Genomic DNA, 23,386 nt, shown 5'->3' on the forward strand with positions numbered 1-23,386 from the left:
GGCATGTTCGACACCGTCCTCATCGCCAACCGCGGCGAGATCGCGGTTCGCGTCATCAGCACCCTGCGGCGCCTGGGTATCCGCTCGGTCGCGGTCTACAGCGACGCCGACGCGGACGCGCGGCACGTGCACGAGGCCGACACCGCGATCCGCATCGGACCCGCTGAGGCCACCCACAGCTACCTGTCCATCCCGGACATCGTCCGGGCCGCCGTGGACTCCGGCGCGCAGGCCGTCCACCCCGGATACGGCTTCCTCGCCGAGAACGCCGAGTTCGCCGCCGCGTGCGAGAAGGCCGGGCTCACGTTCATCGGGCCGCCGCCGGGCGCGATCGACGCCATGGGCGACAAGATCCGCGCCAAGGCCACGGTCTCCGCGGCCGGTGTCCCCGTCGTGCCCGGTCTGTCCGATGTGGACGACTTCGCGAAGGCGGCCGACGAGGTCGGCTACCCGTTGCTGCTCAAGCCGTCCGCGGGCGGTGGCGGCAAGGGCATGCGGCTGGTACACGAGCCCGGTGAACTCGCCGCCGCGGTCGAGTCCGCGCAGCGCGAGGCCCGCGCCGCGTTCGGCGACGACCGCCTGCTGCTGGAACGGTTCGTCACCACGCCGCGGCACATCGAGATCCAGGTGCTCGCCGACGCCCACGGCACGGTCCTGCACCTCGGTGAGCGCGAGTGCAGCCTGCAGCGCCGGCACCAGAAAATCATCGAGGAGGCGCCGTCGGTGCTGCTCGACGAGCGGACCCGGGCGCGGATGGGCGCCGCCGCCGTGGAAGCGGCCCGCTCGGTCGGGTACGTCGGCGCCGGCACCGTCGAGTTCATCGTCTCGGCGCGCAAGCCGGACGAGTTCTTCTTCATGGAGATGAACACGCGGCTGCAGGTCGAGCACCCGGTGACGGAGCTGGTGACCGGGCTGGACCTGGTCGAGTGGCAGGTGCGCGTCGCCGCGGGCGAGCCGCTCACGCTGACCCAGGACGACATCCGGCTCGACGGTCACGCCATCGAGGCCCGCGTCTACGCCGAGGACCCGGCCCGCGGGTTCGTGCCGACCGGCGGCACCGTGCTGGCGCTCGACGAGCCGCGCGGCCAGGGTGTCCGCGTGGACTCCTCGCTCGCGGAGGGGTCGGTCGTCGGGTCGAACTACGACCCGATGCTCGCCAAGGTGATCGCGTGGGGCCCGGACCGGGCCGCCGCGCTGCACCGGCTCGACCGCGCCCTGGCGGGCACGGCCGTGCTGGGCGTGCCGACCAACGTGACCTTCCTGCGTGCGCTGCTGGGCGACCCCGACGTGCGGGCCGGGAACCTGGACACCGGGCTCGTCGAGCGCCGGCTCGACGAGCTGGTCGGCTCGGCGGTGCCCGCGGAGTTCTTCGTCGCGGCCGCGATGGACCGGCTGCTCGGTCTGGTGCCGGCCGGCACCTCCGATCCGTGGGCAGTGCCCAGCGGGTGGCGGCTGGGCGGCCCGGGCGGGGTCCGGTTCCGGTTGCGTGCCGGGGACACCGAGGCGCTGGTCACGGTCGAGGGCTCGCCGGACGACGCCCGGGTCACTGTGGACGGTGGCGAGCCGGTGCCGGTGTCCGCCCGGCGCACGGGCAACCGGCTCGAGGTGCACTACGACGGCGAGTTCCGGCGGTACCTGCGCGCCGACGCACCGCGGGACCGGGTGTGGCTCGGCCGGGACGGGCACGGCGTCGTCGTCGGGGAACGGCCCAACCTGCTCGCCACGCACGGCGAGGCGAACGAGGCGGGACCGGTGACGAGCCCGATGCCGGGCACGGTCCTGGTGGTCAAGGTCGCGCAGGGCGACGTGGTGCGCGCGGGCGCGCCGCTGCTGGTCGTCGAGGCGATGAAGATGGAACACACGCTGGTCGCCCCGGTCGACGGCGTGGTCGACGAACTCCGCGTCCAGGTGGGCCAGCAGGTGGCCCTCGACGAGACGCTCGCGGTGGTCAAGGAGCAGAAATGATCGACTTCCGGCTCGGCGAAGAGTACGAGGCGCTGCGCAAGACCGTGCAGGACTTCGCGCAGTCCGAGGTGGCCCCCGTGATCGGCGGCTTCTACGAGCGGGAGGAGTTCCCGTACGAGATCGTCCGCGGCATGGCGCGGATGGGCCTGTTCGGACTGCCGTTCCCGGAGGAGTACGGCGGGATGGGCGGCGACTACTTCGCGCTGTGCCTCGCGCTGGAGGAACTGGCCCGGGTCGACTCGTCGGTGGCGATCACCCTGGAGGCGGGCGTGTCGCTGGGCGCGATGCCGCTCTACCGGTTCGGCTCCGCCGAGCAGAAGGCGAAGTGGCTGCCCGCGCTGTGCGCCGGTGACGCGCTGGGCGCGTTCGGCCTGACCGAGCCCGGTGGCGGTTCCGACGCCGGCGCGACCCGCACGAGCGCGAAGCTGGACGGCGGCGAGTGGGTGATCAACGGCAGCAAGTCGTTCATCACCAACTCCGGCACCGACATCACCCAGCTGGTCACCGTCACCGCGGTGACCGGCGAGAAACCCGGTGGTGGCAAGGAGATCTCGGCGATCATCGTGCCGTCCGGCACGCCCGGGTTCACGGTGGCGCCGAAGTACTCGAAGGTCGGCTGGAACGCCTCGGACACCCACGAGCTGTCCTTCACCGACTGCCGGGTGCCCGCGGAGAACCTGCTCGGCGAACGCGGCCGCGGGTACGCCCAGTTCCTGTCCATCCTGGACGAGGGCCGGGTCGCGATCGCGGCGCTGAGCGTGGGGCTCGCGCAGGGTTGTGTCGACGAGTGCCTGCGTTACGCGGGGGAGCGGGAGGCGTTCGGCCACCGCATCGGCGAGTACCAGGCGATCCAGTTCAAGATCGCCGACATGGAGGTCCGCGCCCACACCGCCCGGCTGGCCTACTACGCGGCCGCGTCGAAGATGCTGCGCGGTGAGCCGTTCAAGAAGGAGGCCTCGATCGCCAAGCTGGTCGCCTCGAACGCGGCGATGGACAACGCGCGGGACGCGACGCAGATCTTCGGCGGTTACGGCTTCATGAACGAGTTCCCCGTCGGCCGGTTCTACCGGGACGCGAAGATCCTCGAGGTGGGGGAGGGCACCAGCGAGGTGCAGCGCATGCTGATCGCCCGCGAGCTGGGTCTTCGCTGAACCGGGCGAACTGAGGCAACCTGCCGCGCCCCTTGCGCGTGTATCCCCGGGACGAACTGGGACGGTCTGTGCAGGGGGCGCGGTGGACGAGGATTTCGCGGAGTTCGTGCGGGCGGCATTGCCCGGGCTGCTCCGCTACGGGCACCTGCTCACCGGCAACCCGCACGACGCGGCCGACCTGGTGCAGATCGTCCTGGAGAAGATCGGCGCCCGCTGGGGCGCGTTGCGCAGCGGTGAGAGCCCGCTGCCGTACGTGAAGCGGGCCATGGCGAACACGAACATCAGCCGGTGGCGCGGCAGGCGGCGGGAGAACCTGGTGGCCGACATCCCGGAACCGCCACCGTTCATGCAGCCCGACCGTCTCGAGAACGAGCCGTTGTGGCAGGCTCTCGCCGCACTGCCACCGAGGCAGCGGACAGTTCTGGTACTGCGGTACTACGAGGGGTTGTCCGAGGCCGAGATCGCGGACGCGATGCGGATCAGCCGGGGGACGGTGAAGAGTCAGGCCAGCAAGGCGCTGGCCAGCCTGCGCGGAAGGTTGGGGAGCCTGGTGGGGGCCGAGTTGTGAACGTCGAGGACGAGCTGAACCGGCTGTTCCAGGACGAGCGCCTGGACGTCGCGGTGCGGCCGGATGCCGAGCAGCGGGTGGTCGCGGGTGCCCGGCGGCGGCGGCGGCACCGGCGGACCGCGGCGGCCGTCTCCGGTGGGGCGCTGACGATGGTCGCGCTGACCGCGATCGGCATCGCGCTGGCCGGTGTGGGCGCCGGCCGGACGGAGACCCTGCCCGCGACGAACCCGCCGGTCCCGGCGGTTCCGACGACCGCGGCCCCGGTGTCCGGGGAGCCGGTGCCCGGTGGGCCGGTGCTCCCGCCACCGTCGGGCAACGCGGTGCCGCCCTCCGCGTCCGGCGGGGCGATGTCGTCGAGCGCGACGGTCCCGGGCAGCGGTTCCCGCACACCGCCGCCGAGTTCGTCCTCGGCGCCGGCATCGAAGCAGCGCCCGGCCTCCACCGACCCGACGATCGGCCCGAGCGGCTGGGGCCGGCTGGTGCTCGGGATGAGCGAGGCCCAGGCGGTGGCGACGGACGAGTTCGACATGTCGGAGGGCGTGTCGGGCAGTCCCTGCCACCGGTACTGGTTGCGCAACGGTGGCAGCAGCCCGGTCGACATATCGCCCAGCTACGGGGTGGCGCGCATCTCGGCGAAGCCCGGGGTGACCACGCCGGAGGGAATCGGGGTGGGCTCGACGGACGATGAGGTCATGGCGGCTTACCCGAGCGCGACGAAGACCGGCTACGTGATCACCGCACCGGTCCCGGGCAACTCGCGCGCGGTGTACATCTTCACCACGGACCCGTCGCAGAAGATCTTCAGCCTCCGCCTGGAGCTGGCCACGCAGAACTGCTGACCGCCACCACCTGTGACACCTCTGGTCAAGAGGTAAGTTACCCGGCAGTATGTTCGGCATGGCAACGATGCAAGGCAAGGTCATCGTGATCACCGGCGGCGCGCAGGGCATCGGCGCCACCACGGCCGCCGCCCTGGTGCGGCTGGGTGCGCGGGTCGCGATCGGTGACCTGGACCCGGTCCTCGCCGAGAAGACCGCGAGCGAACTGGGCGGCGGCACGATCGCCCTGCCGCTGGACGTCACCGACCACGCGGGCTTCACCGCGTTCCTGGACGAGGTCGAGCGCCGCCTCGGCCCGATCGACGTCCTGATCAACAACGCCGGTGTCATGCTGCTCTCGCCGCTGGCGGACGAGGACGACGCGGCCACCACCCGGCAGATCGACGTCAACCTCGGCGCGGTCATCCACGGCACCCGCGAGGCGGTCCGGCGGATGCGGCCGCGCGGCCGGGGCCACATCGTCAACGTCGCCTCCATGGCGGGCAAGGCCGGGTTCCCCGGCGCGGCGACCTACTGCGCGACCAAGCACGCGGTGGTCGGTCTGTCCGAAGCGGTACGACAGGAGCTGCGCGGGTCGGGAGTGGACATTTCGTGCGTGATGCCCGCGGTCGTCCGCACCCACCTCGCCGACGGGCTGCCGGAGACGAAGCTGTTCCCGTCGCTGCGGCCGGAAGACGTGGCCGCGGCGATCGTGGCGACGGTGCGCAAGCCGCGCTTCGACGTGTTCGTCCCGAAGTCGCTCGACCTGACCGGCCGGGTCAGCCGGCTGGTGCCGCGCGCGGCCGCCGAGTGGTTCATGCGCGCGATCGGCGCGGACAAGGTGTTCACGCAGGCCCACGCGGGCGCGCGGGCGGAGTACGAGGCCAGGGTGCGGCGGGCGTGAAGTACCGTCGATCCGGCAAGCAGGATCCCGGGCTGTGAACGGAGTTTCGAGGTAGATGGTGGTTCCCGGAGTGGCCGCGCTGGCCGCCAACGCGCTCGGCGTGCTGCGCGGCGGTCTCGCCGACCTGCGACCGGTGCCGCGGGTGCTGGTCGACCAGGGCCCGAACCGGTCGCTGTACCGGATGACGCCGTCCGCGGACGGCGACCCGGTCCTGCTGGTGCCGCCGCTGGCCGCGCCCGCGCTGTGCTTCGACCTCCGCCGCGGTTGCAGCCTCGCCGAGCACCTGGTCGAGCGGGGCCGGCGCACGTACCTCGTGGACTACGGCACGGTCGCCTTCGCCGACCGGCGACTGGGTATCGAGCACTGGATCGACGAGGTGCTGCCGCGAGCGATCCGGAAGGTCAGCGAGGACTCCGGCGGCCGCCGCGTGCACCTGGTCGCCTGGTGCCTGGGCGGGCTGTTCGCCCTGCTGACCACCGCGGACCGGCCCGACCTGCCGGTGCAGTCGATCACCACGGTGGCCTCGCCGGTCGATTTCACCGCGATCCCGCTGGTCGCGCCGTTCCGGCCGTTGGTGGACATCACCGGCGGCTATCTGCTGACCCCGCTGTACCGGATGCTCGGCGGCGCACCGTCCTATGTGGTGGAGCGCGTGTTCTGGGCGACGGGCATCGACAAGCAGCTCACCAAGCCGCTGGCGATCCTGCAGAACCTGGGTGACCGGGACTACCTCGCGCAGATCGAGGCGGTCGACCACTTCATGGACAACATGATCGCCTACCCGGGCCGCACGTTCGGGCAGATGTACCACCGGTTCTTCCGGGCGAACGACCTCGTCGAGGGCGGGCTGGACCTCAACGGGCGGATCATTTCGCTGTCCGGCGTGAAGGTGCCGACGCTGGTGATCGCGGGCCGCAACGACACGATCGCCCCACGGCGCGCCGTGGAGCGCCTGGTGACGTTGCTGGAGAACGCGCCGGAGGTCCGGTTCGAGTCCGCGCCCGGCGGGCACCTGGGCGTGCTGACCGGCCGCCGCGCCCGGGACACGACGTGGCGGCACATCGACACGTTCCTGGACGAGCAGCTGTCGTCCTAGCGCACCACGTGCGGGTGACGTCCCGAGCGGGCGCGCGGTGACCGCCGGGTTCCCCGGTGCACCCGGCGGTGTTCCCGCACCGTGCTACTTCAGCTCCGCGCTCGTCTTCCCCAGCAACCGGCGCGCGACGATGAGCTGCTGGATCTGCTGGGTGCCCTCGAAGATGTCGAGGATCTTCGAGTCCCGCGCCCACTTCTCGAGGAGCATCTCCTCCGTGTAACCGAGGGTGCCGGCCAGCTCCACGCACTTCAGGGTGATGTCCACGACGGACCGGCCGGCCTTCGCCTTCGCCATGGACGCCTGGAGCGAGTTCGGCTTGCGGTTGTCGGCCATCCACGCCGACTCCAGGGTCAGCAGGTACGCCGCCTCGTAGTCGGCCTCCAGCTCCAGGTAAGCGGCCGCCGCGGCGTGCTGGTGGTGGGCGGGGCGGTCGTAGTCGACGACCACGCCGGCCTCCGCCAGGATTCGCGCCGTCTCCTCCAATGCCGCACGTGCCAGGCCGACCGCCATCGCCGCGACCAGGGGACGCGTGTTGTCGAAGGTCTGCATGACCCCCGCGAACCCCTTGGACGTGTTGATCTCCGGCGACCCCAGCAGGTTCTCCTTGGGCACGCGGCAGTTGTCGAACCGCAGCACCGCCGTGTCCGACGCGCGGATCCCGAGCTTGTGCTCCAGCCGCACCACCTCGAAACCCGGCGTGCCCTTCTCCACCACGAACGACTTGATCGCCGCGCGGCCGACGCTTCTGTCCAAAGTGGCCCAGACGACCACGGCGTCGGCGCGGGCACCGGAGGTCACGAAGATCTTCTCGCCGTTGAGGACGTAGCTGTCGCCGTCCTCGGTGGCCGTCGTGGTGATGTTCGCCGAGTCCGAACCGGTGCCCGGCTCGGTGATCGCCATCGCGGCCCACACCTTCGCGAACCGCTTGAGCTGCTCGTCGTTGGCCACCGAGGCGATCGCCGCGTTGCCCAGCCCCTGCCGCGGCATCGACAGCAGCAGGCCGACGTCACCCCAGCACATCTCGATCGTGCCGAGCACGGTCGCCAGGTTGCCGCCGTTGCGGTTCCCGGTCTCCTTCTCCTTCTCGTTGCGCCGCACGCCCGCGGCGCCGGCGCCGCCCTCGCCGGAGGAGTTCAGCCCGTCCAGCACCGCGGCGAACATGTCCAGCTCGACCGGGTACTCGTGCTCCGCGCGGTCGTACTTGCGGGAGATGGGGCGCAGCACTTCCGACGCCGCCTGGTACGCCTGGTTGATCAGCGCCCGGGCCTTCTTCGGGGTTTCCAGATTGATCATGATGACCTTCCCAGGCTTGTCAGAGGAGGACGACGCCTTCGAGCACACCGATCGCACGCAGGTCGCGGTACCACCGCTCGACCGGGTGCTCCTTCACGAACCCGTGCCCGCCGAGCAGTTGCACCCCCGCGCTGCCGATGCGCATGCCCTTGTCGGTGGCCAGCTTGCGGGCGAGCGCGACCTCGCGGGCGAACGGCTTGCCCTGCTCGGCCCGTGCCGCGGCACGCAGCACGACCAGGCGCATGCCCTCCAGTTCGATCGCGATGTCCGCGACCGAGAACGCCACGGCCTGCCGGTGGCTGATCGGCTCGCCGAACGCGGTGCGCTCGTTCACGTACGGGATCACGTAGTCCAGCACGGCCTTCGCGGTGCCCGTGGCCAGCGCGGCCCAGCCCAGCCGGGACAGGCGGACGGCTTCGGCGAACACCTCCGGCGAGCCGCCGCCCAGCAGCGCGCCCGCGGGCAACGGCACCTGCTCCAGGTGCAGCTTGCCGGTCGCCGCGCCACGCAGGCCCATGGCCGGCTCGGGCTCCACGGACACGCCCGCGGTCGACGACTCGACCAGGAACAGCGCCGGTCCGCGCCCTTCCAGGTCGGCCGACACGACGAACAGCTCGGCCTGGGCGGCGCGCGGGACCAGCGACTTGACGCCGTCGAGCTGATAACCGCCGGGGGTGCGGCGGGCCTTGGTGGCGGGCCTGAAGGGGTCGAACAGCGGCTTGCCCTCCAGCAGGGCCAGCGCCGCGGCCGGCACGTTCTCGCCGACGAACTCGGGCAGGTAGTCCGCCTGCTGCTGCGCGTCGCCCCACAGCACGAGTGCGTTGCTGACCGCCGACGGCGCGAGCACCGCGACGGCCAGGCCCAGGTCGCCGTGCGCGAGAGCCTGGGCGACCAGCGCGTTGGTGACCACCGACCGCTCGCTGCCGGCGCCGCCCAGCTCCTCCGGGATGCCGATCTGCGTCACGCCCAGCTCGGCGGCCCTGGTGAGCAGGCCGTCCGGCGGGCTGAGCTTCTCGTCGGCCCCGGCGGCGGCGGGCCGCAGCTGCTCGGCCGCGAACTCGCCCACCGTCTCGACGATCATCCGCTGGTCTTCGGTCGGGGTGAGGTCGAACAGGCCCTGGTCCTCGGCCGGGGCGGGGCGGGTCCCGGCACCACGGTGCCGGCGGGCCGAGGTGAACGTCCGGCTCGCCGCGCCCGCGACCTTGAAGCCGTTCCTCGTCGCCGCCGCGACCAGGTTCTGCACCGGTTCGCGCAGCCCGGCGCGTTCCAGGGTCCTGCTGCCCGCGAGCCGGGAGAGGGCGGCCAGGCCAAGGCCCATCACGTCCCGTTTCCGGCCGCCGTTCTGCCTGAGCGCTGCCACGTGGCACTCCCATCGCCGTTACCTACTCGTGAGTAGGTTAACGCATCCCCGTGCGTGATCGCCACCCCGGCCGGTCCGTCACGCAGGCCGAAGCGGTCGTGCCAGCGCCGCAGCCGCTCCGGTGCCCACCAGTTCGCCGCACCCAGCAGCTTGAGCACGCTCAGCTCGGAGGTGGCGACGGCCACCAGGACGACGGCCACGACGAGTGCGGCAGCCGAAGCGATGGCCGCGCCGCCCGCCGCGCAGCTGCGGCTGATGGTGACCGGCGCGGCGGCGATCTTCGCCCGCGTCGCCCCGGTCCTGGAGGTCGTGCGGTCGGTCGCGGCGGTGGATCCGGAGATCGCCGAGATGTGGCGGGCCAACCTGGACCAGCGGCGCACCGTGATACAGGCCTTCGCCGCCTCCCTCGTGGCGAAGACCCCGCTGCGGGGTGACATCTCCGCGCGGCGCGCGGCGGACATCGCGCTCGCGACCCTGTCGCCCGAGGTCTACCACCTGCTGGTGCACGAGAGCGGCTGGAGCACCGAGGACTGGACGGAGTGGGCCGCGGACGCACTGGTGCGCCAGCTCCTGCCCAGCTCGTGATCACCCCGCACCGTTGTGCAGTTGGCGGGAAGCCGGCCGCAGCCGGTGCGCCCCGTTGTACCGTGCGTGAGTGACAGGTGACCAGGGGGACGGCGTGAGTTCGAGCGAGAGCCCGGTCCAGTCGGTGGCATCCGCGATCACCAGCGCCATCGGCGGCCCGGAACAGGCGAGGTCCTTCGCCGACGGCGCGAAACACATGCTGGCGGAAGCGCAAGCCGGCCAGTGGGCGGTCGACGAGGAAACCGGCACCCACCTGCGGAACGCGATCGCGAATGCGAAGAGGCAGTTCGAGGGGCTCGAACTGCGGGTCAGCTACCTCCAGCGTGCTCCGAATCTTGGCGACGACGCATACGCGCGCCGCGTGGCCGAGCACTTGCGCGAAGCCATGGACTCGGACGAGCGTTCGTTGGTGCCCGTCTTCCGCGCTCTCATGCAGGGTCTGGACAACCTTCTGACTGCGCTGGATGTGGCGATGCGCAACTACGATGCCGCGGATACCGCTGCACGAGAGCAGCTCCGGCAGTTCAGGGATTGAGGACACGTGACCCGTATGGTGCGCTTCGCTGGCGTTGTGGCCGGCATGGCGGTGGCATTGGTGACGGCGGGTTGCTCGACGGTGGTGAGCGGATCGCCAGCACCAGCAGCAGGATCGGCGTCGCGGAACAGTGTCGACCCGCAGGAAGCGCTTCGCAAGCTGGATGCGTGCGCGCTCCTCGACCGATTGCTGACCGGTGAGGGGTTCGATCCGGGGGAGCGCAAAACTACGCGGAACGAGTGCGTCACAACGAAGATCGACTACGGCGCGCGAGGTATCGCGCTGGACCCGGTGCAGGGTTTGGCGGACTACCAGGCACAGGTGCCCGCCGCGACTCCCGTCGAGATCAACGGACGGAGAGCCGTCCAGGGGAAGCCGACAGGTCAGGGATCGTGTGAGTTCGCACTCGAAGTCGGTGAGCATGCGCGTGCCATGGCGACGGCGGTGATCTCGGGTACGGATGAGTCACGGGTGTGCACGGTGGCGCAGGAGCTCGCCACGAAGCTCGAGCCGCTGTTGCCAAGGGGCTAGTTCAGGTCCAGGACCGGGGGTACCGAAGCCCGCAGCTCGGCCGCGAACGGTCAGGCAGTATCTCGGGCGCGTCAAGGATTGGGGGAACCGGTGATCCGTAGCGCAGGCATGGTTGGCCTCCTGGCGGGTCTCGCCGTGGGACTGACCGCCTGCACCGCCACCGTGAACGGCAGCCCGTCGCCGGCTCCCGGACCGCCGACGACCAGCACCCGGGATGCGCTGGGCTCGCTGGATGCCTGCGCCGTGCTCGATCAGCTGCTCGCCGGTCAGGGTTTCCAGCCCGGCGAACGCAAGACCGTCCGGAACGAGTGCGTGGCGTCGAAGAGCGAATACGGCGCCCTCGCGCTCGCAATCGATCCGGTCCAGGGTCTGGCCGAGCTCCAAGCTCAGGGACCGGGAGCGGCTTCCCTGCAGATCAACGGTCGACAGGCGTTGCGGACAGGGTCCGCGGCCAATGGCATGTGCGAGGTCGCTCTGGCGGTCGGTGAGCACGCCCGTGCACTGGTCGTCGCGTCGATCACGCGGTCCGAAGTCCGGGCCCAGGTGTGCACCGCGGCGCAGGAGCTCGCCACGAAGCTCGAGCCGCTGCTCCCCAGGGGCTAGCCCAGCTCCAGGCCGCGGCCATCATGGGCGTGGAGCTGGGCCGCGAACAGGGACGCGGTGTCTCGGGCGTTTCCAGGACTGTGTGCCTGGCGCACAGAGCGCCCACGGACCGAAAACAGCGCACCGCGGTCACGCAGGTCGGCAGCGCCTGGTCCAGCCCGGCCCGGTTGGTGCGGGTGGTGCCGGAGAACCCGCGGTCGAGGTGGATCCGCTCCGGCTCGACCCCCCGGCGCCGGCAACTGCTCGGTCTGCACCGACCACGTCCTGCTCGTCGGTCGAGCAGCACGCATACCCGGCTCGTGTCCCGTTCACCCCGGCTCCCGTTCCGGATGGCTCCCCTCAGCGACACGACACGCCGAACACTCCTGCGGAACAGTGCCGGCCGCGGCGCCCTGGGCCCGAGCCCGATCCGGGCCAGTGCCTGCTCGACGCCTGATCACCCGACCGCAGGCGCGTGGTCGCTGACCGGTTCGGCCGGCGGCTGTCCGAGGAACTCACTGTCGATGCGGGAGGCTCGGCCCCGGTCGCGGCGTCCGCCGAACGGGCTCGCGGCAGACTCGTGGTCGGCTCGCGGCCACGCGGCGAGCACCAGCGTTACCCCCGCGTACAGCACGAACGGGCTGATGCGTAAGACCGCGTTGGTGACCGCGTCGATCGAGGGTGCTACCGCGACCAGCGCGCCGGCCAGAGCCAGCCGGATCATCGTCCGGTCACCGCCGCGCAGACCGAGGACCGCGTGCACCACGATCGCCGGCGTGAACCACACCCAGTGGTGGGACCACGAGATCGGCGACACCAGTAGGGCGGCGAACGCGTTGAGCACCACCGCCTGGGCCGGTTGGCCCTGTGCGAGTACGCGTCTCATCCCGAGCACCGCCACGACGAGCACGGCAAGGCAGGCCAGCAGCCACACGGTGCTGTCCAGCCACACCAGGCCGGTGCCCGGCCGCGCGATGGTTCCGCGCAGGGACTGGTTGCCCGCGATGTCGACGGGGCCGATGTGGTCGGTGCGGAAGATCGCCGAGGTCCAGTAGGACATCGAGTCGACCGGCAGGACGAGGTACCCGGCGACCGCACCGGCCGCGAAGGTCAGCCCGGCCACGAGTGCCGCCCTGCGGTCCCGGTTGAGCAGGAAGAACAGCAGGAACGCCAGCGGGGTCAGCTTGATCGCCGCGGCGATGCCGACCAGCAGGCCGCGCGGCCACCACGGCTGCTTGGCCAGGCAGTCGAGAAGCACGAGAGCCATCAGCACCATGTTGATCTGGCCGTAACCGAGGGTGTAGCGCATGGGCTGGAGGAACAGCAGCGCCGGCGCGAACACGATCCCGGTCAGCAACCACGCATACCGGTCGAGGCCGAGGGCCCGGAACACCATCAGCAGGCAGAGCGGGAGCGGCGCCACTATCAGCAGGGCGGTGAACAGCAGGCTCGCCACCGGGTAGGGCACCAGCGCGAGGGGAGTGAACGCCAGGCTCGCGAACGGGGTGTAGGTGAACCACAACTCGTTCACCAGCGTGTCGGCATACAGGGGGCCGTGGTTGAGCACGGTCCGCCCGGCCTCCTGGTAGACCGCGAGGTCCCCCTGGTTGCCCGGGTCGGTGGTCAGCACCTGCAGTACGGCGAGCACGTCCACGGCGACGACCGCGGCGACCAGCACCCGCCTGGCGGCCAGCAGCTCCGCGAGTAACCAGATCCCCCGTACCGAGGGATGCGCCCCTCGGACCCCAGCTTCGTTCACGGCCCCTACGACGCCGGGCGGCGGTCACTGTTGCGCGACAGTGATCATCCTCCCAAAAATCCCGCGCTGCGAGCTCGCCACTAGCCCAGGTCCAGCACCGCGGCCATCAGGGCCCGCAGCTCGCCCGCCAGACAGGGGCGCTGGTTGACCCGGCGGGTGCGGGACAGGTCGTTGGCGATGGTCAGCGCGGCGTGCACGGTGATTTTCGCTTCGCGGGGGTTCAGCGACGGCTGCGCCGCGCCCAGCAGGCCGACCCACTGGGCGACGTAGTCCCGCTGGATGCGCCGCAGCTCGGCGCTCTCCTCCTCGGCGTAGGTGACCGCGTCGGCGGAGAACGACACCGCCAGCTCGGCCGAACCGGTCAGCACCCGCACGTACGAGTCGATCAGCCCGCGCAGCGCTTCCGTCTCGTCGGCGCTGCCCAGCCGCACCCGCTCGGCGTCCAGCAGCAGCCGGTCGGCCGCACGGCGCGCGATCGCCCCCAGCAGGGCCGCCTTGCTGGAGAAGTGCCGGTACACGCTCGGTCCCGCGATGCCCGCCGCCGCCCCGATGTCCTCCATGCTCACCGCGTGGAAACCCGCGCGCTGGAACAGCTCCGCGGCCGCGGACAGGATCTGCTCGCGCCGCGAGACCACACCGACCCCCGGTGACGCGGCCGTGGGCGGATCCAGCACGTCCGGCAGCCGCACGTCCAGCACGCGGCGCGCCAGTGCCGCCAGCAGTTCGGCGAACCGTTTGCGCGCCACCGACGTCCGGTGCACCGAAACGCTGCCGAACACGCTCATCGCCGCCCAGCACAGCAGCTCCGCGTCCGCCGGTTCCAGGTCGTCGCGCACGTTCATGAGCTCCTTGGCCCACGCCGCCAGCAACGCCGCCGACCGCCGCCCGATCTCGCGCTGGTCCGCCGGCGCCAGGTGGCGGCCCTCCCACCGCCACAGCGCCGCCACGTCCCGCCGCTCCACCGACGCCTCCGCGATGCCCCGCAGCAGCCGGTCCACCTGCGCGCCGTCCGGCCGGCGCAGGCTGGACAGGGCGGCCGCGGTCGCCTCCTCCATCTCCCGCACGCCGCCGAGCAGCACATGCGCGAGGATCGCCTGCTTGTCCGCGAAGTGCCGGTACACGGCGGGCCCGGTGATGCCGGCGGCCGCCGCGATGTCGTTGATGCCCACGCCGTGGTAGCCGCGGGCGCGGAACAGCTCGGCCGCGAGGCCGGCGAGCTGGTCCTTGCGGTCGGGACGGCGGCGTGTACTCGACATGGTGATGCCACTCTAGCCGGAGTGAGAAGCGGCGCAAGCGGTTGACACCAGGGGATTCAGTAGGACTATGTTAGTGGCCATTAGCGTCAGACCCAGACGGATGCAGTAAGCAGGAAGGACCGTCGGTGTGAGCAACGAGGCATACATCTACGAGGCGATCCGGACGCCCCGTGGCAAGAACAAGGGCGGATCCCTGCACGGGGTCAAGCCGATCGACCTCGTGACCGGACTCATTCACGAGCTCCAGGCGCGGCACCCGGGCCTGGACCCGGCCGCGATCAACGACATCATCCTCGGTGTCGTCGCGCCGGTCGGCGACCAGGGCGGCGACATCGCCCGCGCTGCCGCGATGGCCGCCGGCCTGCCCGACACCGTCGCCGGTGTCCAGCTCAACCGCTTCTGCTCCTCGGGACTGGAGGCCGTCAACCAGGCCGCGGCCCGGGTGCGCTCCGGCTGGGAGAACCTGATCATCGCCGGAGGCGTCGAGTCGATGTCGCGCGTGCCGATGGGTTCCGACGGCGGCGCGATGTTCACCGACCCGGCCACCAACTACGACACCTACTTCGTGCCGCAGGGCATCGGCGCGGACCTCATCGCCACCATGGAGGGCTTCAGCCGCGAGGACGTCGACCGGTTCGCGGTCCGTTCGCAGGAGAAGGCCGAGGCGGCCTGGTCCGGCGGCTACTTCGCCAAGTCCGTGGTGCCGGTCAAGGACGTCAACGGCGTCACGATCCTCGACCACGACGAGCACCGCCGGCCCGGCACCACGCTGGAGAGCCTGGCCAAGCTCAAGCCGGCCTTCGAGGGGATCGGCGAGTTCGGCGGGTTCGACGCGGTCGCGCTGCAGAAGTACCACTGGGTCGAGAAGATCAACCACGTGCACACCGGCGGCAACTCCTCGGGCATCGTCGACGGGGCCGCACTGGTGCTGATCGGCGACGAGCAGGTCGGCAAGGACCTGGGCCTGACCCCGCGTGCCCGCATCACCGCGGCCGCGATCACCGGCTCCGACCCGACGATCATGCTGACCGGTCCGACCCCGGCCACCCGTAAGGTGCTCGACCTGGCCGGCCTCACCACCGACGACATCGACCTGTTCGAGCTGAACGAGGCGTTCGCGTCGGTCGTGCTCAAGTGGATGAAGGACCTGAAGCTGCCGGAGGAGAAGGTCAACGTCAACGGCGGGGCGATCGCGATGGGCCATCCGCTCGGCGCGACCGGTGCGATGATCCTCGGCACCATGGTCGACGAGCTGGAGCGGCGCCAGGCGCGGCGCGCGCTGCTGTCGCTGTGCGTCGGCGGCGGAATGGGTATCGCGACGATCATCGAGCGGGTGTGATCATGACCAACACTATTCGCTGGGACCAGGATTCCGACGGCATCGTCGTGCTCACCCTGGACGACCCCAACCAGTCGGCCAACACCATGAACGCCGACTTCCGCGAGTCCTTCGCGAACGCCGTCGAGCGTCTGGAGTCCGAACAGGACTCCATCAGCGGTGTGGTGCTGACCTCCGCGAAGAAGACCTTCTTCGCCGGTGGTGACCTGCGCGACCTGATCCAGGCCACGCCCGAGCAGGCGGCCGAGATCACCGAGCGCACCAACGAGATGAAGGCCCAGCTGCGCAAGCTGGAGACCCTCGGCAAGCCGGTCGTCGCGGCCATCAACGGTGCCGCGCTGGGTGGTGGCCTGGAGATCGCGCTGGCCGCGCACCACCGGATCGTCGCGGACGTGCCGGGCGCCGTCGTCGGCCTGCCCGAGGTGACCCTGGGCCTGCTTCCCGGTGGTGGCGGCATCGTGCGCACCGTACGGCTGCTCGGCATCCAGAGCGCGGTGCTGAACGTGCTGGTGCAGGGCCAGCGGCACAAGCCGGCCAAGGCGCTGGAGATCGGTCTCGTGCACGAGGTCGTGTCCACTGTGGACGAGCTGCTGCCCAGGGCCAAGGAGTGGATCAAGGCCAACCCCGGGGCCCAGCAGCCGTGGGACGTCAAGGGCTACAAGATGCCCGGCGGCACGCCGTCCAACCCGAAGTTCGCGGCCAACCTGCCGGCGTTCCCGGCGAACCTGCGCAAGCAGATCAAGGGCGCGCCGATGCCCGCGCCGCGTGCCATCCTGGCCGCCGCGGTCGAGGGCGCGCAGGTGGACGTCGAGACGGCGACGCGGATCGAGACCCGGTACTTCGTCAGCCTGGTCACCGGCCAGGTGGCGAAGAACATGACGAAGGCGTTCTTCTTCGACCTGCAGCACATCAACTCCGGCGGCTCCCGGCCCGACGGGTACGACAAGTACCAGGCGCGGAAGGTCGGTGTGCTCGGCGCGGGCATGATGGGCGCCGCGATCGCGTACGTGTCGGCCAAGGCCGGTATCGACGTCGTGCTCAAGGACGTGTCGCAGGAGGCGGCCGAGAAGGGCAAGGGCTACGCGGTCAAGCTCGAGGAAAAGGCCCTGTCCCGCGGCAAGACCACCAAGGAGAAGTCCGACGCGCTGCTGGCCCGCATCAAGCCGACGGCCGACCCGGCGGACTTCGCGGGTGTCGACTTCGTGATCGAGGCGGTGTTCGAAAGCCAGGAACTCAAGCACAAGGTCTTCGGCGAGATCGAGAACATCGTCGACCCGGACGCCGTGCTCGGCTCGAACACGTCCACGCTGCCCATCACCGGCCTCGCGCAGGGCGTGCAGCGGCAGGAGGACTTCATCGGCATCCACTTCTTCTCGCCGGTGGACAAGATGCCGCTGGTGGAGATCATCCGCGGGGAGAAGACCTCGGACGCCACCCTGGCGAAGGTCTTCGACTACACGCTGCAGATCAAGAAGACGCCGATCGTGGTCAACGACAGCCGTGGCTTCTTCACCAGCCGGGTGATCGGCACGTTCCTCAACGAGGCGGTCGCGGCGGTGGGTGAGGGTGTCGAGCCGGCGTCGATCGAGCAGGCGGGTTCCCAGGCCGGCTACCCGGCGCCGCCGTTGCAGCTGATGGACGAGCTGACGCTGACCCTGCCGCGCAAGATCCGGGAGGAGACGCGGGCGGCGATCGAGGCGGCCGGTGGTACCTGGCGGTCGCACGCGTCCGAAGCGGTCATCAACAGGATGATCGACGAGTTCGACCGCAAGGGCCGCTCCAGCGGTGCCGGTTTCTACGACTACGACGAGAACGGCAAGCGCGCCGGCCTGTGGCCCGGGCTGCGCGACGCGTTCAAGTCCGGCAGCGGCAACGTGTCGTTCAAGGACCTGCAGGAACGCATGCTGTTCGCGGAAGCCCTGGAAACGGTCCGGTGCTTCGACGAGGGCGTGCTGACCTCGGTGCAGGACGCCAACATCGGCTCGATCTTCGGCATCGGATTCCCGGCGTGGACCGGCGGTGTCATCCAGTACATCAACCAGTACGAGGGCGGCCTGCCCGGTTTCGTGGCGCGGGCACGCGAGCTGGCCGAGCGCTACGGTGACCACTTCCAGCCGCCGGAATCGCTCGTGAAGAAGGCCGAAGCCGGCGAGAAGTTCGAATAGGACGGACGACGAGGCGCCCTCCCCGCAACGGGGAGGGCGCCGTTGTCTTCTGCGCTTCGCACCGCTAGAGCAGGGGTGGCACCGCCGCGTCGATGAGGTGTGGGCCGGGTTCGGCGAGCGCGTGGCGGAACTGGTCGGCGAGTTCCTCGGCGGTGGTGGCCCTGGACGCGGGCACGCCCATGCCTTCCGAGATCCGCACGAAGTCGATGCCGGGCCGGGCGAGGTCGAGCAGGTCCTGCGCCTTCGGCCCGGCGGCCTCCGCGCCGACGCGCTGTAGTTCCATGCGCAGGATGGCGTACGCCTGGTTGTTCAGGATCACCGTCGTGACGTTCAGGTTCTCCCGTGCCATCGTCCACAGTGCCGAGATCGTGTACAGCGCGCTGCCGTCGGACTGGAGTGCGATGACGGGGCGGCCGGAGGCGGCGATGGCGGCACCCGTGGCGACCGGGAGTCCTTGCCCGATCGCACCGCCGGTCAGGGTGAGCACGTCGTGACGCGGGGCGCCCGCCGTGGCGCCCGGCAGCAGCAGCCCGGACGTGTTGGCCTCGTCGGAGATGATCGCGCCCTCCGGCAGCAGGGCGCCGATCACCTCGACCCAGTTCTGCACGGTGAGCGGGCCGCTCGGCAGGGCCGGGCGGGCCGGCTCCTGCAGGACCGGTTCGGTGCCGGGCGCGACCTCGTCCGCCAGTGCCTCCAGCGCCGCCACCACGTCCTGGTCCAGCTCCGCGAGGGTGTGCACCTGCGCGCCCTCCGGGACCAGGTCGCTCGGCTTGCCCGGGTAGGCGAAGAACGACACCGGAGCCCTGGTCCCGGCCACGATGACGTGCCGCACACCGTCCAGCTGCCACTGCACCTGCTCGGCCAGGTACGCCAGGCGCTCGATCGCGGGCAACCCGGCACCGCGCTCCAGCCGCGCCGGGAAGGTCTCCACGAACGGCTTCGCACCCGTCGCGGTCGCGATCCGGCTCAGCGCGCGCAGGCCGGCCTCGCGGCAGGCCGGGCCGCCCACCAGCACCGCCACCGGTTCTCCGGATCGCAGCACCTCCGCGACCGCCTGCACCGTGGTGTCACCGACGCGCTGGGGCGTGCGCGGCGGGACCGGTTTCACGGCGACCCCACCGTCGCCCCAGGACACGTCCGCGGGCAGGATCAGCGTGGCCACCTTGCCCGGCGCCTCCTGCGCCGCGGCCACGGCGAACGCCGCGTCCGCGCCCACGTCCGCCGAGTCGGCCGAGCGGCGCACCCAGCCCTCGAGCGAACCGGCGATCGCGTCGATGTCCGATTCCAGCGGCGCGTCGTACTTCTTGTGGTACGTCGCGTGGTCGCCGATCACGTTCACCACCGGCACGTGCCCGCGGCGGGCGTTGTGCAGGTTCGCCAGACCGTTGCCCAGGCCCGGCCCGAGGTGCAGCAGCGTCGCGGCCGGCTTGCCCGCGATCCGCGCGTAGCCGTCCGCCGCGCCGGTGACGACGCCCTCGAACAGGCCGAGCACGCCCCGCATCTCCGGCACGGAGTCGAGCGCGGCGACGAAATGCATCTCCGACGTGCCCGGGTTGGCGAAGCAGACGTCGACACCCGCGTCGACGAGCGTGCGGATCAGGGACTGCGCGCCGTTCATTCCACTCCTCGGTCGAACAGGACATCCGGGTTCAGGATGCCCTTCGGGTCGAACGCCTGCTTGATCCGGCGCAGCAACGCCACCTTGGCCGGGTCCTCGAGCGCGCGGAAGTGGTCCTTCTTCGCCTGCCCGATGCCGTGCTCACCGGAGATCGCCCCGCCCATCGCGATCGCCGCGGTGAAGATGTCGTGCAGCAACCGGTGCCGCTTCCCCGGGTCCTTGCAGAAGATTCCCATGTGGACGTTGCCGTCCCCGGCGTGCCCGCAGCCGAGTGCGCCCGCCTCGGCGGCGGTCGCGAGCTCCCGGACCTTCGCGAGGAAACCGGGCATCTCCGAGCGTGGCACGACGACGTCGATCACGTCGTCCGCACCGGCCGCCTTGGCCGTCCAGAACGCCTTCTCGCGCGCCTGGATGAGTTTGCGGGCCGAACCGCCGTCGAGCACGTAGACCTCCGAGGCACCCAGCTCGGCGAGCAACTCCGCGGCCAGTCCGACGTCGCCGTCCAGGCGATCGCCATCGCGGTTTTCCAGGCCGACCACCAGATACGCCTGCGTCGCGTCGCGGACCTCCGCGGGCACGCCCAGCTCCAGCTTCTCCGTGTAGCTGATCGCGGCCATCGTGAGGTTGTCGATGTATTCGAGGATGTTCGGTGTCAGGCCGCGCGCGATGACCTCCGGCACGGCGCGCATGACCTGGTCGAGGTCACCGAACGGGGCGAGCAGCGTCGCGGCGTGGGCCGGGCGCGGGTGGAGCTTGACGATCACCTCGGTGACCAGCGCGAGCGTGCCCTCGGAGCCGATGATCAGCTGGGTCAGGTCGTAGCCACTGGAGATCTTCGACGTCCTGCCGCCGGTGCGGATGATCTCACCGGTGGGCAGGACCGCTTGCAGGCCCACGATGTTGTGCCGGGCGACGCCGTACTTCACCGCGCGCATGCCGCCGGCGTTGGTGGCGGCGGTGCCGCCGACGCTCGCGCTGAGCTCGCCGGGGTGGACGGTGTAGGCGAGGCCGGCTCCGGCGGTCTTCTCGTCCAGTTCGGCGAGCGTGACGCCCGGCTGGACGACGGCGACCTGGTTGGCGGCGTCGACCTCGAGCACCGCGTTCATCCGCTCGAACGAGACGAGCAGGCCGCCCTCCCGCGGACGGGCCGCGCCGGACAGCCCGGTGCCGGCGCCGCGCGCCGTGACCGGAAGGTCGTGCTCGGCGGCGAGGGTCAGCAGCGCGGCGACCTCCTCGGCGGTGGCGGGTTTGGCCACGTACGCCGGTTTCGCCGGCTCGACGGTGAGGGATTCGTCCTTCGCGTAGTCGTCCGGGACGGCGTCCCCGGTGAGGAGGTTGCGTTCGCCGACGATCTCGGCGATCCGCCCGGTGACGTCGCCCATGACGTACCTCGTCCTTTCCTGCGCCTGCCGTTGCCCGCAGCGTAGTACGGGAGGACACCGAGCCGGAAGCGAAGACGATTCATGTTTCTTTACCCGGGGAACCCGGGCCGACGGGGGCGCGGGTGCGGGGCCGGTCCGCGCCAACGTCACCGGCCCCGCATCGTGAGACTGTCCCGGGTCAGACCAGCCAGCCGAGAACGTGCGCGAGACCGGCCAGGATGTTGGTGATGACGTCGTGGCCGTGGTGAACGTGCGCGGCAAACATTCTGAGGGGCTCCTTAGCGAAATCGAACTGTGAATCTGACTGCTTTCGAAAGCGTCGAAAGATTTTCAGCTTCGCCAGGGGGCTGTCAAACCGCGTGAAAGGCCAGGGGTCCCACCGGAAATCGTCGCGGAAAATCCGCCCAGCCTAAACATGTAACTCTTTCGGGTTTCACGGTGGGGGGTGAAAACGCTTGCCGTAGCACGGCCGGACGGGGCCACCTGGGCCGACGCTGATCTTGATCGGCGGCCCGGGTAGCGCCCGCCCGATCGGGTGAAGCTGTTGCCACGTAAGGTAATCCCCTAATGATCACGCTAACGAGTGACGGGGACCAGGGGATCAACCCCTAACGGCCGCAGGTCGCGGCTCACTCCGCGCGGGCGAAGGAAAGGGTTTCGCCCTCCACGCCGCGCAGCCACAGATCCTGGGCCGCCGCCGCCATCTCCGGCAGGCCTTCCACGATCGTGGCGAACACGTTGCCCGGAACCCAGCCCGCGTCCCCGTTGATCAGCAGGTTGTTCCGGCCGTAGAAGATGGCGAGATCGGTCGCACCCTGATCGCTGTGCGCCTCGCTGCTCTCCTCGTACCCGTATGCCGGGTTGCCGATTTCCCACGCCTCGAACCCGAAATAGACGACGTCGCCCGGGATCGGGGTGATGGTCGGGTTCTCCCGTCCCGGCTTCGGGTCGGCGAACGGCGGCACCAGCGTGTAGACCTCGTTGCGGGCGTACTTCGCGTGGTAGGCCGATCCGCTCTGCGGCAACGCGTCCCACACCGCCTGGCAGGTCCGCGGAGCCTCCGCGTCCAGCAGCACGGCTCGGCAGGACACGCCGCGCTTGTCGAGCGAGATGGTGATGTAACGGGCCAACGTGCCTCTCCCTACTTGGAACCGGTGACGGTCGCGACGGTCTCGGCCCAGATCGCGAGCGCGTCGTCGATCTGCTCGGCGGTGACCACGAGCGGCGGGATCATCCGCACGACGTTGGAGTAGGCGCCACAGGTGAGCAGCAGCAGCCCGCGCCGCGCCGCCTCCTGCTGCGCGGCCGCGGCCGTCGCGGTGTCCGGCGTTCCGTCCGCCTTGGTGAACTCCGACCCGACCAGCAGGCCCAGCCCGCGCACCTCGCCGATCTCCGGCGTCTTGTCGGCGATCAGCCGGGCGCCCTCGAGCAGCTGCGTGCCGCGTGCCGCCGCGTTCTCGACCAGGTTCTCCTCCTCGATCACGTCGAGGGTGGCCAGCGCCGCCGCGCACGACACCGCGTTGCCGCCGTAGGTGCCGCCCTGGGAACCGGGGAACGCCTTGCTCATCAGCTCCTTCGACGCCGCGATACCGGACAGCGGGAACCCGCTCGCCAGGCCCTTCGCGATCAGCACCACGTCCGGCCGCACCCCGAAGTGGTCGTGGCCCCAGAACCGGCCGGTGCGCCCGAACCCGGTCTGGATCTCGTCGACGACCAGCAGGATGCCGTGCTGGTCGGCGCGCTCCCGCAGCCCGGCCATGAACTCGGAGTTGGCCGGCACGTAGCCGCCCTCGCCGAGCATCGGCTCGATGAAGAACGCGGCCGTCTCGTGCGGCGCGCTGATGGTCTGGAAGAGGTAGTCCAGCTCGCGCAGCGCGAACTTCGTCGCCGTCTGCTCGTCCCAGCCGTAGTGGTAGGCGTAGGGGAAGGGTGCCACGTGCACGCCGCCCATGAGCGGCGAGATGCCCGCGCTGAACCGGGTGCCGGAGGTGGTCATGGTGGCCGCGGCGACCGTGCGGCCGTGGAACCCGCCCTGGAAGACGATCACGTTCGGGCGCCCGGTCGCCTGCCGGGACAGCCGCAGCGCCGCCTCGACGGCTTCGCTGCCCGAGTTGGCGAAGAACAACGAGTCCAAACCGGACGGCAGCACGTCGCCGAGCCGCTCGGTCAGCTTCAGCAGCGGCTGGTGCATCACGGTGGTGTACTGGCCGTGGATCAGCTTGCCGACCTGCTCCTGTGCCGCCTTGACCACCTTCGGGTGGCAGTGGCCGGTGCTGGTCACGCCGATTCCGGCGGTGAAGTCGAGGTGACGGTTGCCGTCGGTGTCGTAGAGGTAGGCGCCTTCGCCGTGCTCGACGACGACCGGAGTGGCCTGCTTGAGCAGGGGGGAGAGCTGGGCCATGACGGCGGAACTCCTAACGCGGAGTGAGCTTGTAGATTGTTGACAATCTGTCTAGCATGGCCCGTGGACAGGCGCAAG

The 23,386-nt window shown here is 70.7% G+C and carries 20 protein-coding genes; 12 read left to right on the forward strand and 8 right to left on the reverse strand.

Going from position 1 to position 23,386, the window contains the following annotated elements; translation table 11 throughout:
- Positions 1 to 3 precede the first annotated feature (3 nt).
- From FHX45_RS21400 to FHX45_RS21425, 6 genes are all read left to right on the forward strand, one after another.
- Complete coding sequence (locus FHX45_RS21400; protein ID WP_167104900.1) at positions 4 to 1,965, forward strand: acetyl-CoA carboxylase biotin carboxylase subunit; 1,962 nt, start codon at positions 4 to 6, stop codon at positions 1,963 to 1,965.
- A complete protein-coding gene (locus tag FHX45_RS21405; protein WP_167104903.1) occupies positions 1,962 to 3,116 on the forward strand; it encodes an acyl-CoA dehydrogenase family protein in 1,155 nt (384 codons plus the stop codon). The genes FHX45_RS21400 and FHX45_RS21405 overlap by 4 nt, the downstream gene beginning before the upstream one ends.
- Before the next feature lie 82 nt (positions 3,117 to 3,198).
- The gene (locus tag FHX45_RS21410) at positions 3,199 to 3,684 is read left to right on the forward strand and encodes a SigE family RNA polymerase sigma factor (protein WP_167104905.1); all 486 of its coding nucleotides are present in this window, start codon (positions 3,199 to 3,201) and stop codon (positions 3,682 to 3,684) included.
- Positions 3,681 to 4,523, forward strand: coding sequence for a hypothetical protein (locus FHX45_RS21415; protein WP_167104907.1), 843 nt, complete (start codon positions 3,681 to 3,683; stop codon positions 4,521 to 4,523). The genes FHX45_RS21410 and FHX45_RS21415 overlap by 4 nt, the downstream gene beginning before the upstream one ends.
- Positions 4,524 to 4,572: 49 nt before the next feature.
- Entirely contained in the window at positions 4,573 to 5,406 is an 834-nt protein-coding gene (locus FHX45_RS21420) for an SDR family oxidoreductase (protein ID WP_424923819.1), read from the forward strand.
- Between the two features lie 55 nt (positions 5,407 to 5,461).
- Positions 5,462 to 6,502, forward strand: coding sequence for an alpha/beta fold hydrolase (locus tag FHX45_RS21425; RefSeq protein WP_167104910.1), 1,041 nt, complete (start codon positions 5,462 to 5,464; stop codon positions 6,500 to 6,502).
- A gap of 84 nt (positions 6,503 to 6,586) precedes the next feature.
- On the opposite strand, the gene FHX45_RS21430 is transcribed toward FHX45_RS21425, so the two are convergent.
- Both FHX45_RS21430 and FHX45_RS21435 read right to left on the reverse strand, forming a co-directional pair.
- A complete protein-coding gene (locus FHX45_RS21430) occupies positions 6,587 to 7,795 on the reverse strand; it encodes an acyl-CoA dehydrogenase family protein (RefSeq protein ID WP_167104912.1) in 1,209 nt (402 codons plus the stop codon).
- Positions 7,796 to 7,814: 19 nt separating this feature from the next.
- A complete protein-coding gene (locus FHX45_RS21435; protein ID WP_167109286.1) occupies positions 7,815 to 9,113 on the reverse strand; it encodes an acyl-CoA dehydrogenase family protein in 1,299 nt (432 codons plus the stop codon).
- Positions 9,114 to 9,209: 96 nt separating this feature from the next.
- Here FHX45_RS21435 and FHX45_RS21440 point away from each other — a divergent pair, with 96 nt between their 5' ends.
- The 4 genes from FHX45_RS21440 (at position 9,210) to FHX45_RS21455 (ending at position 11,409) form a co-directional block, all read left to right on the forward strand.
- A complete protein-coding gene (locus tag FHX45_RS21440; protein WP_167104914.1) occupies positions 9,210 to 9,740 on the forward strand; it encodes a hypothetical protein in 531 nt (176 codons plus the stop codon).
- Positions 9,741 to 9,810: 70 nt separating this feature from the next.
- Positions 9,811 to 10,275, forward strand: a complete 465-nt coding sequence (locus tag FHX45_RS21445; protein ID WP_167104916.1) for a hypothetical protein — start codon at positions 9,811 to 9,813, stop codon at positions 10,273 to 10,275.
- A gap of 6 nt (positions 10,276 to 10,281) precedes the next feature.
- Entirely contained in the window at positions 10,282 to 10,806 is a 525-nt protein-coding gene (locus FHX45_RS21450) for a DUF3558 domain-containing protein (RefSeq protein ID WP_167104918.1), read from the forward strand.
- 90 nt (positions 10,807 to 10,896) lie between these two features.
- Positions 10,897 to 11,409, forward strand: coding sequence for a hypothetical protein (locus FHX45_RS21455; RefSeq protein ID WP_341771557.1), 513 nt, complete (start codon positions 10,897 to 10,899; stop codon positions 11,407 to 11,409).
- A gap of 436 nt (positions 11,410 to 11,845) precedes the next feature.
- Here FHX45_RS21455 and FHX45_RS21465 read toward each other — a convergent pair whose 3' ends face one another.
- Together FHX45_RS21465 and FHX45_RS21470 are read right to left on the reverse strand one after the other, a co-directional pair.
- Positions 11,846 to 13,147 (reverse strand): glycosyltransferase 87 family protein, encoded by a 1,302-nt coding sequence (locus FHX45_RS21465; protein ID WP_167104921.1) that lies wholly within the window; start codon positions 13,145 to 13,147, stop codon positions 11,846 to 11,848.
- Positions 13,148 to 13,227: 80 nt separating this feature from the next.
- Positions 13,228 to 14,403 carry a TetR/AcrR family transcriptional regulator gene (locus FHX45_RS21470; protein ID WP_167104923.1) on the reverse strand — a complete coding sequence of 392 codons (1,176 nt, stop codon included), beginning with the start codon at positions 14,401 to 14,403 and terminating at the stop codon, positions 13,228 to 13,230.
- A 127-nt stretch (positions 14,404 to 14,530) separates the two neighbouring features.
- Here FHX45_RS21470 and FHX45_RS21475 point away from each other — a divergent pair, with 127 nt between their 5' ends.
- Positions 14,531 to 15,742, forward strand: coding sequence for an acetyl-CoA C-acetyltransferase (locus FHX45_RS21475; RefSeq protein WP_167104926.1), 1,212 nt, complete (start codon positions 14,531 to 14,533; stop codon positions 15,740 to 15,742).
- A gap of 2 nt (positions 15,743 to 15,744) precedes the next feature.
- Complete coding sequence (locus tag FHX45_RS21480; protein WP_167104929.1) at positions 15,745 to 17,907, forward strand: 3-hydroxyacyl-CoA dehydrogenase NAD-binding domain-containing protein; 2,163 nt, start codon at positions 15,745 to 15,747, stop codon at positions 17,905 to 17,907.
- A gap of 64 nt (positions 17,908 to 17,971) precedes the next feature.
- Here FHX45_RS21480 and FHX45_RS21485 read toward each other — a convergent pair whose 3' ends face one another.
- The 4 genes from FHX45_RS21485 to FHX45_RS21500 form a co-directional block, all read right to left on the reverse strand.
- Positions 17,972 to 19,525, reverse strand: a complete 1,554-nt coding sequence (locus FHX45_RS21485; RefSeq protein WP_167104932.1) for an acetolactate synthase large subunit — start codon at positions 19,523 to 19,525, stop codon at positions 17,972 to 17,974.
- Positions 19,522 to 20,907, reverse strand: a complete 1,386-nt coding sequence (locus FHX45_RS21490; RefSeq protein WP_167104935.1) for an FAD-binding oxidoreductase — start codon at positions 20,905 to 20,907, stop codon at positions 19,522 to 19,524. The genes FHX45_RS21485 and FHX45_RS21490 overlap by 4 nt, the downstream gene beginning before the upstream one ends.
- 629 nt (positions 20,908 to 21,536) lie before the next feature.
- Entirely contained in the window at positions 21,537 to 22,037 is a 501-nt protein-coding gene (locus tag FHX45_RS21495; protein WP_167104938.1) for a DUF3830 family protein, read from the reverse strand.
- A gap of 11 nt (positions 22,038 to 22,048) precedes the next feature.
- On the reverse strand, positions 22,049 to 23,308 hold the full coding sequence (locus FHX45_RS21500) for an aspartate aminotransferase family protein (protein WP_167104941.1): 1,260 nt from the start codon (positions 23,306 to 23,308) through the stop codon (positions 22,049 to 22,051).
- Positions 23,309 to 23,386 lie beyond the last annotated feature (78 nt).

The sequence above is a fragment of the Amycolatopsis granulosa genome, from assembly GCF_011758745.1.
Taxonomy (GTDB): domain Bacteria; phylum Actinomycetota; class Actinomycetes; order Mycobacteriales; family Pseudonocardiaceae; genus Amycolatopsis_E; species Amycolatopsis_E granulosa.

Excerpts from the sequence above, each read along its gene's own strand:
- FHX45_RS21405 (WP_167104903.1), top strand. The coding sequence starts at position 1,962 with ATGATCGACTTCCGGCTCGGCGAAGAGTACGAGGCGCTGCGCAAGACC.
- FHX45_RS21500 (WP_167104941.1), bottom strand. The coding sequence starts at position 23,308 with ATGGCCCAGCTCTCCCCCCTGCTCAAGCAGGCCACTCCGGTCGTCGTC.
- FHX45_RS21430 (WP_167104912.1), bottom strand. The coding sequence starts at position 7,795 with ATGATCAATCTGGAAACCCCGAAGAAGGCCCGGGCGCTGATCAACCAG.
- FHX45_RS21480 (WP_167104929.1), top strand. The coding sequence starts at position 15,745 with ATGACCAACACTATTCGCTGGGACCAGGATTCCGACGGCATCGTCGTG.
- FHX45_RS21420 (WP_424923819.1), top strand. The coding sequence starts at position 4,573 with ATGTTCGGCATGGCAACGATGCAAGGCAAGGTCATCGTGATCACCGGC.
- FHX45_RS21470 (WP_167104923.1), bottom strand. The coding sequence starts at position 14,403 with ATGTCGAGTACACGCCGCCGTCCCGACCGCAAGGACCAGCTCGCCGGC.
- FHX45_RS21485 (WP_167104932.1), bottom strand. The coding sequence starts at position 19,525 with ATGAACGGCGCGCAGTCCCTGATCCGCACGCTCGTCGACGCGGGTGTC.
- FHX45_RS21435 (WP_167109286.1), bottom strand. The coding sequence starts at position 9,113 with ATGGGCCTTGGCCTGGCCGCCCTCTCCCGGCTCGCGGGCAGCAGGACC.
- FHX45_RS21425 (WP_167104910.1), top strand. The coding sequence starts at position 5,462 with ATGGTGGTTCCCGGAGTGGCCGCGCTGGCCGCCAACGCGCTCGGCGTG.
- FHX45_RS21400 (WP_167104900.1), top strand. The coding sequence starts at position 4 with ATGTTCGACACCGTCCTCATCGCCAACCGCGGCGAGATCGCGGTTCGC.
- FHX45_RS21490 (WP_167104935.1), bottom strand. The coding sequence starts at position 20,907 with ATGGGCGACGTCACCGGGCGGATCGCCGAGATCGTCGGCGAACGCAAC.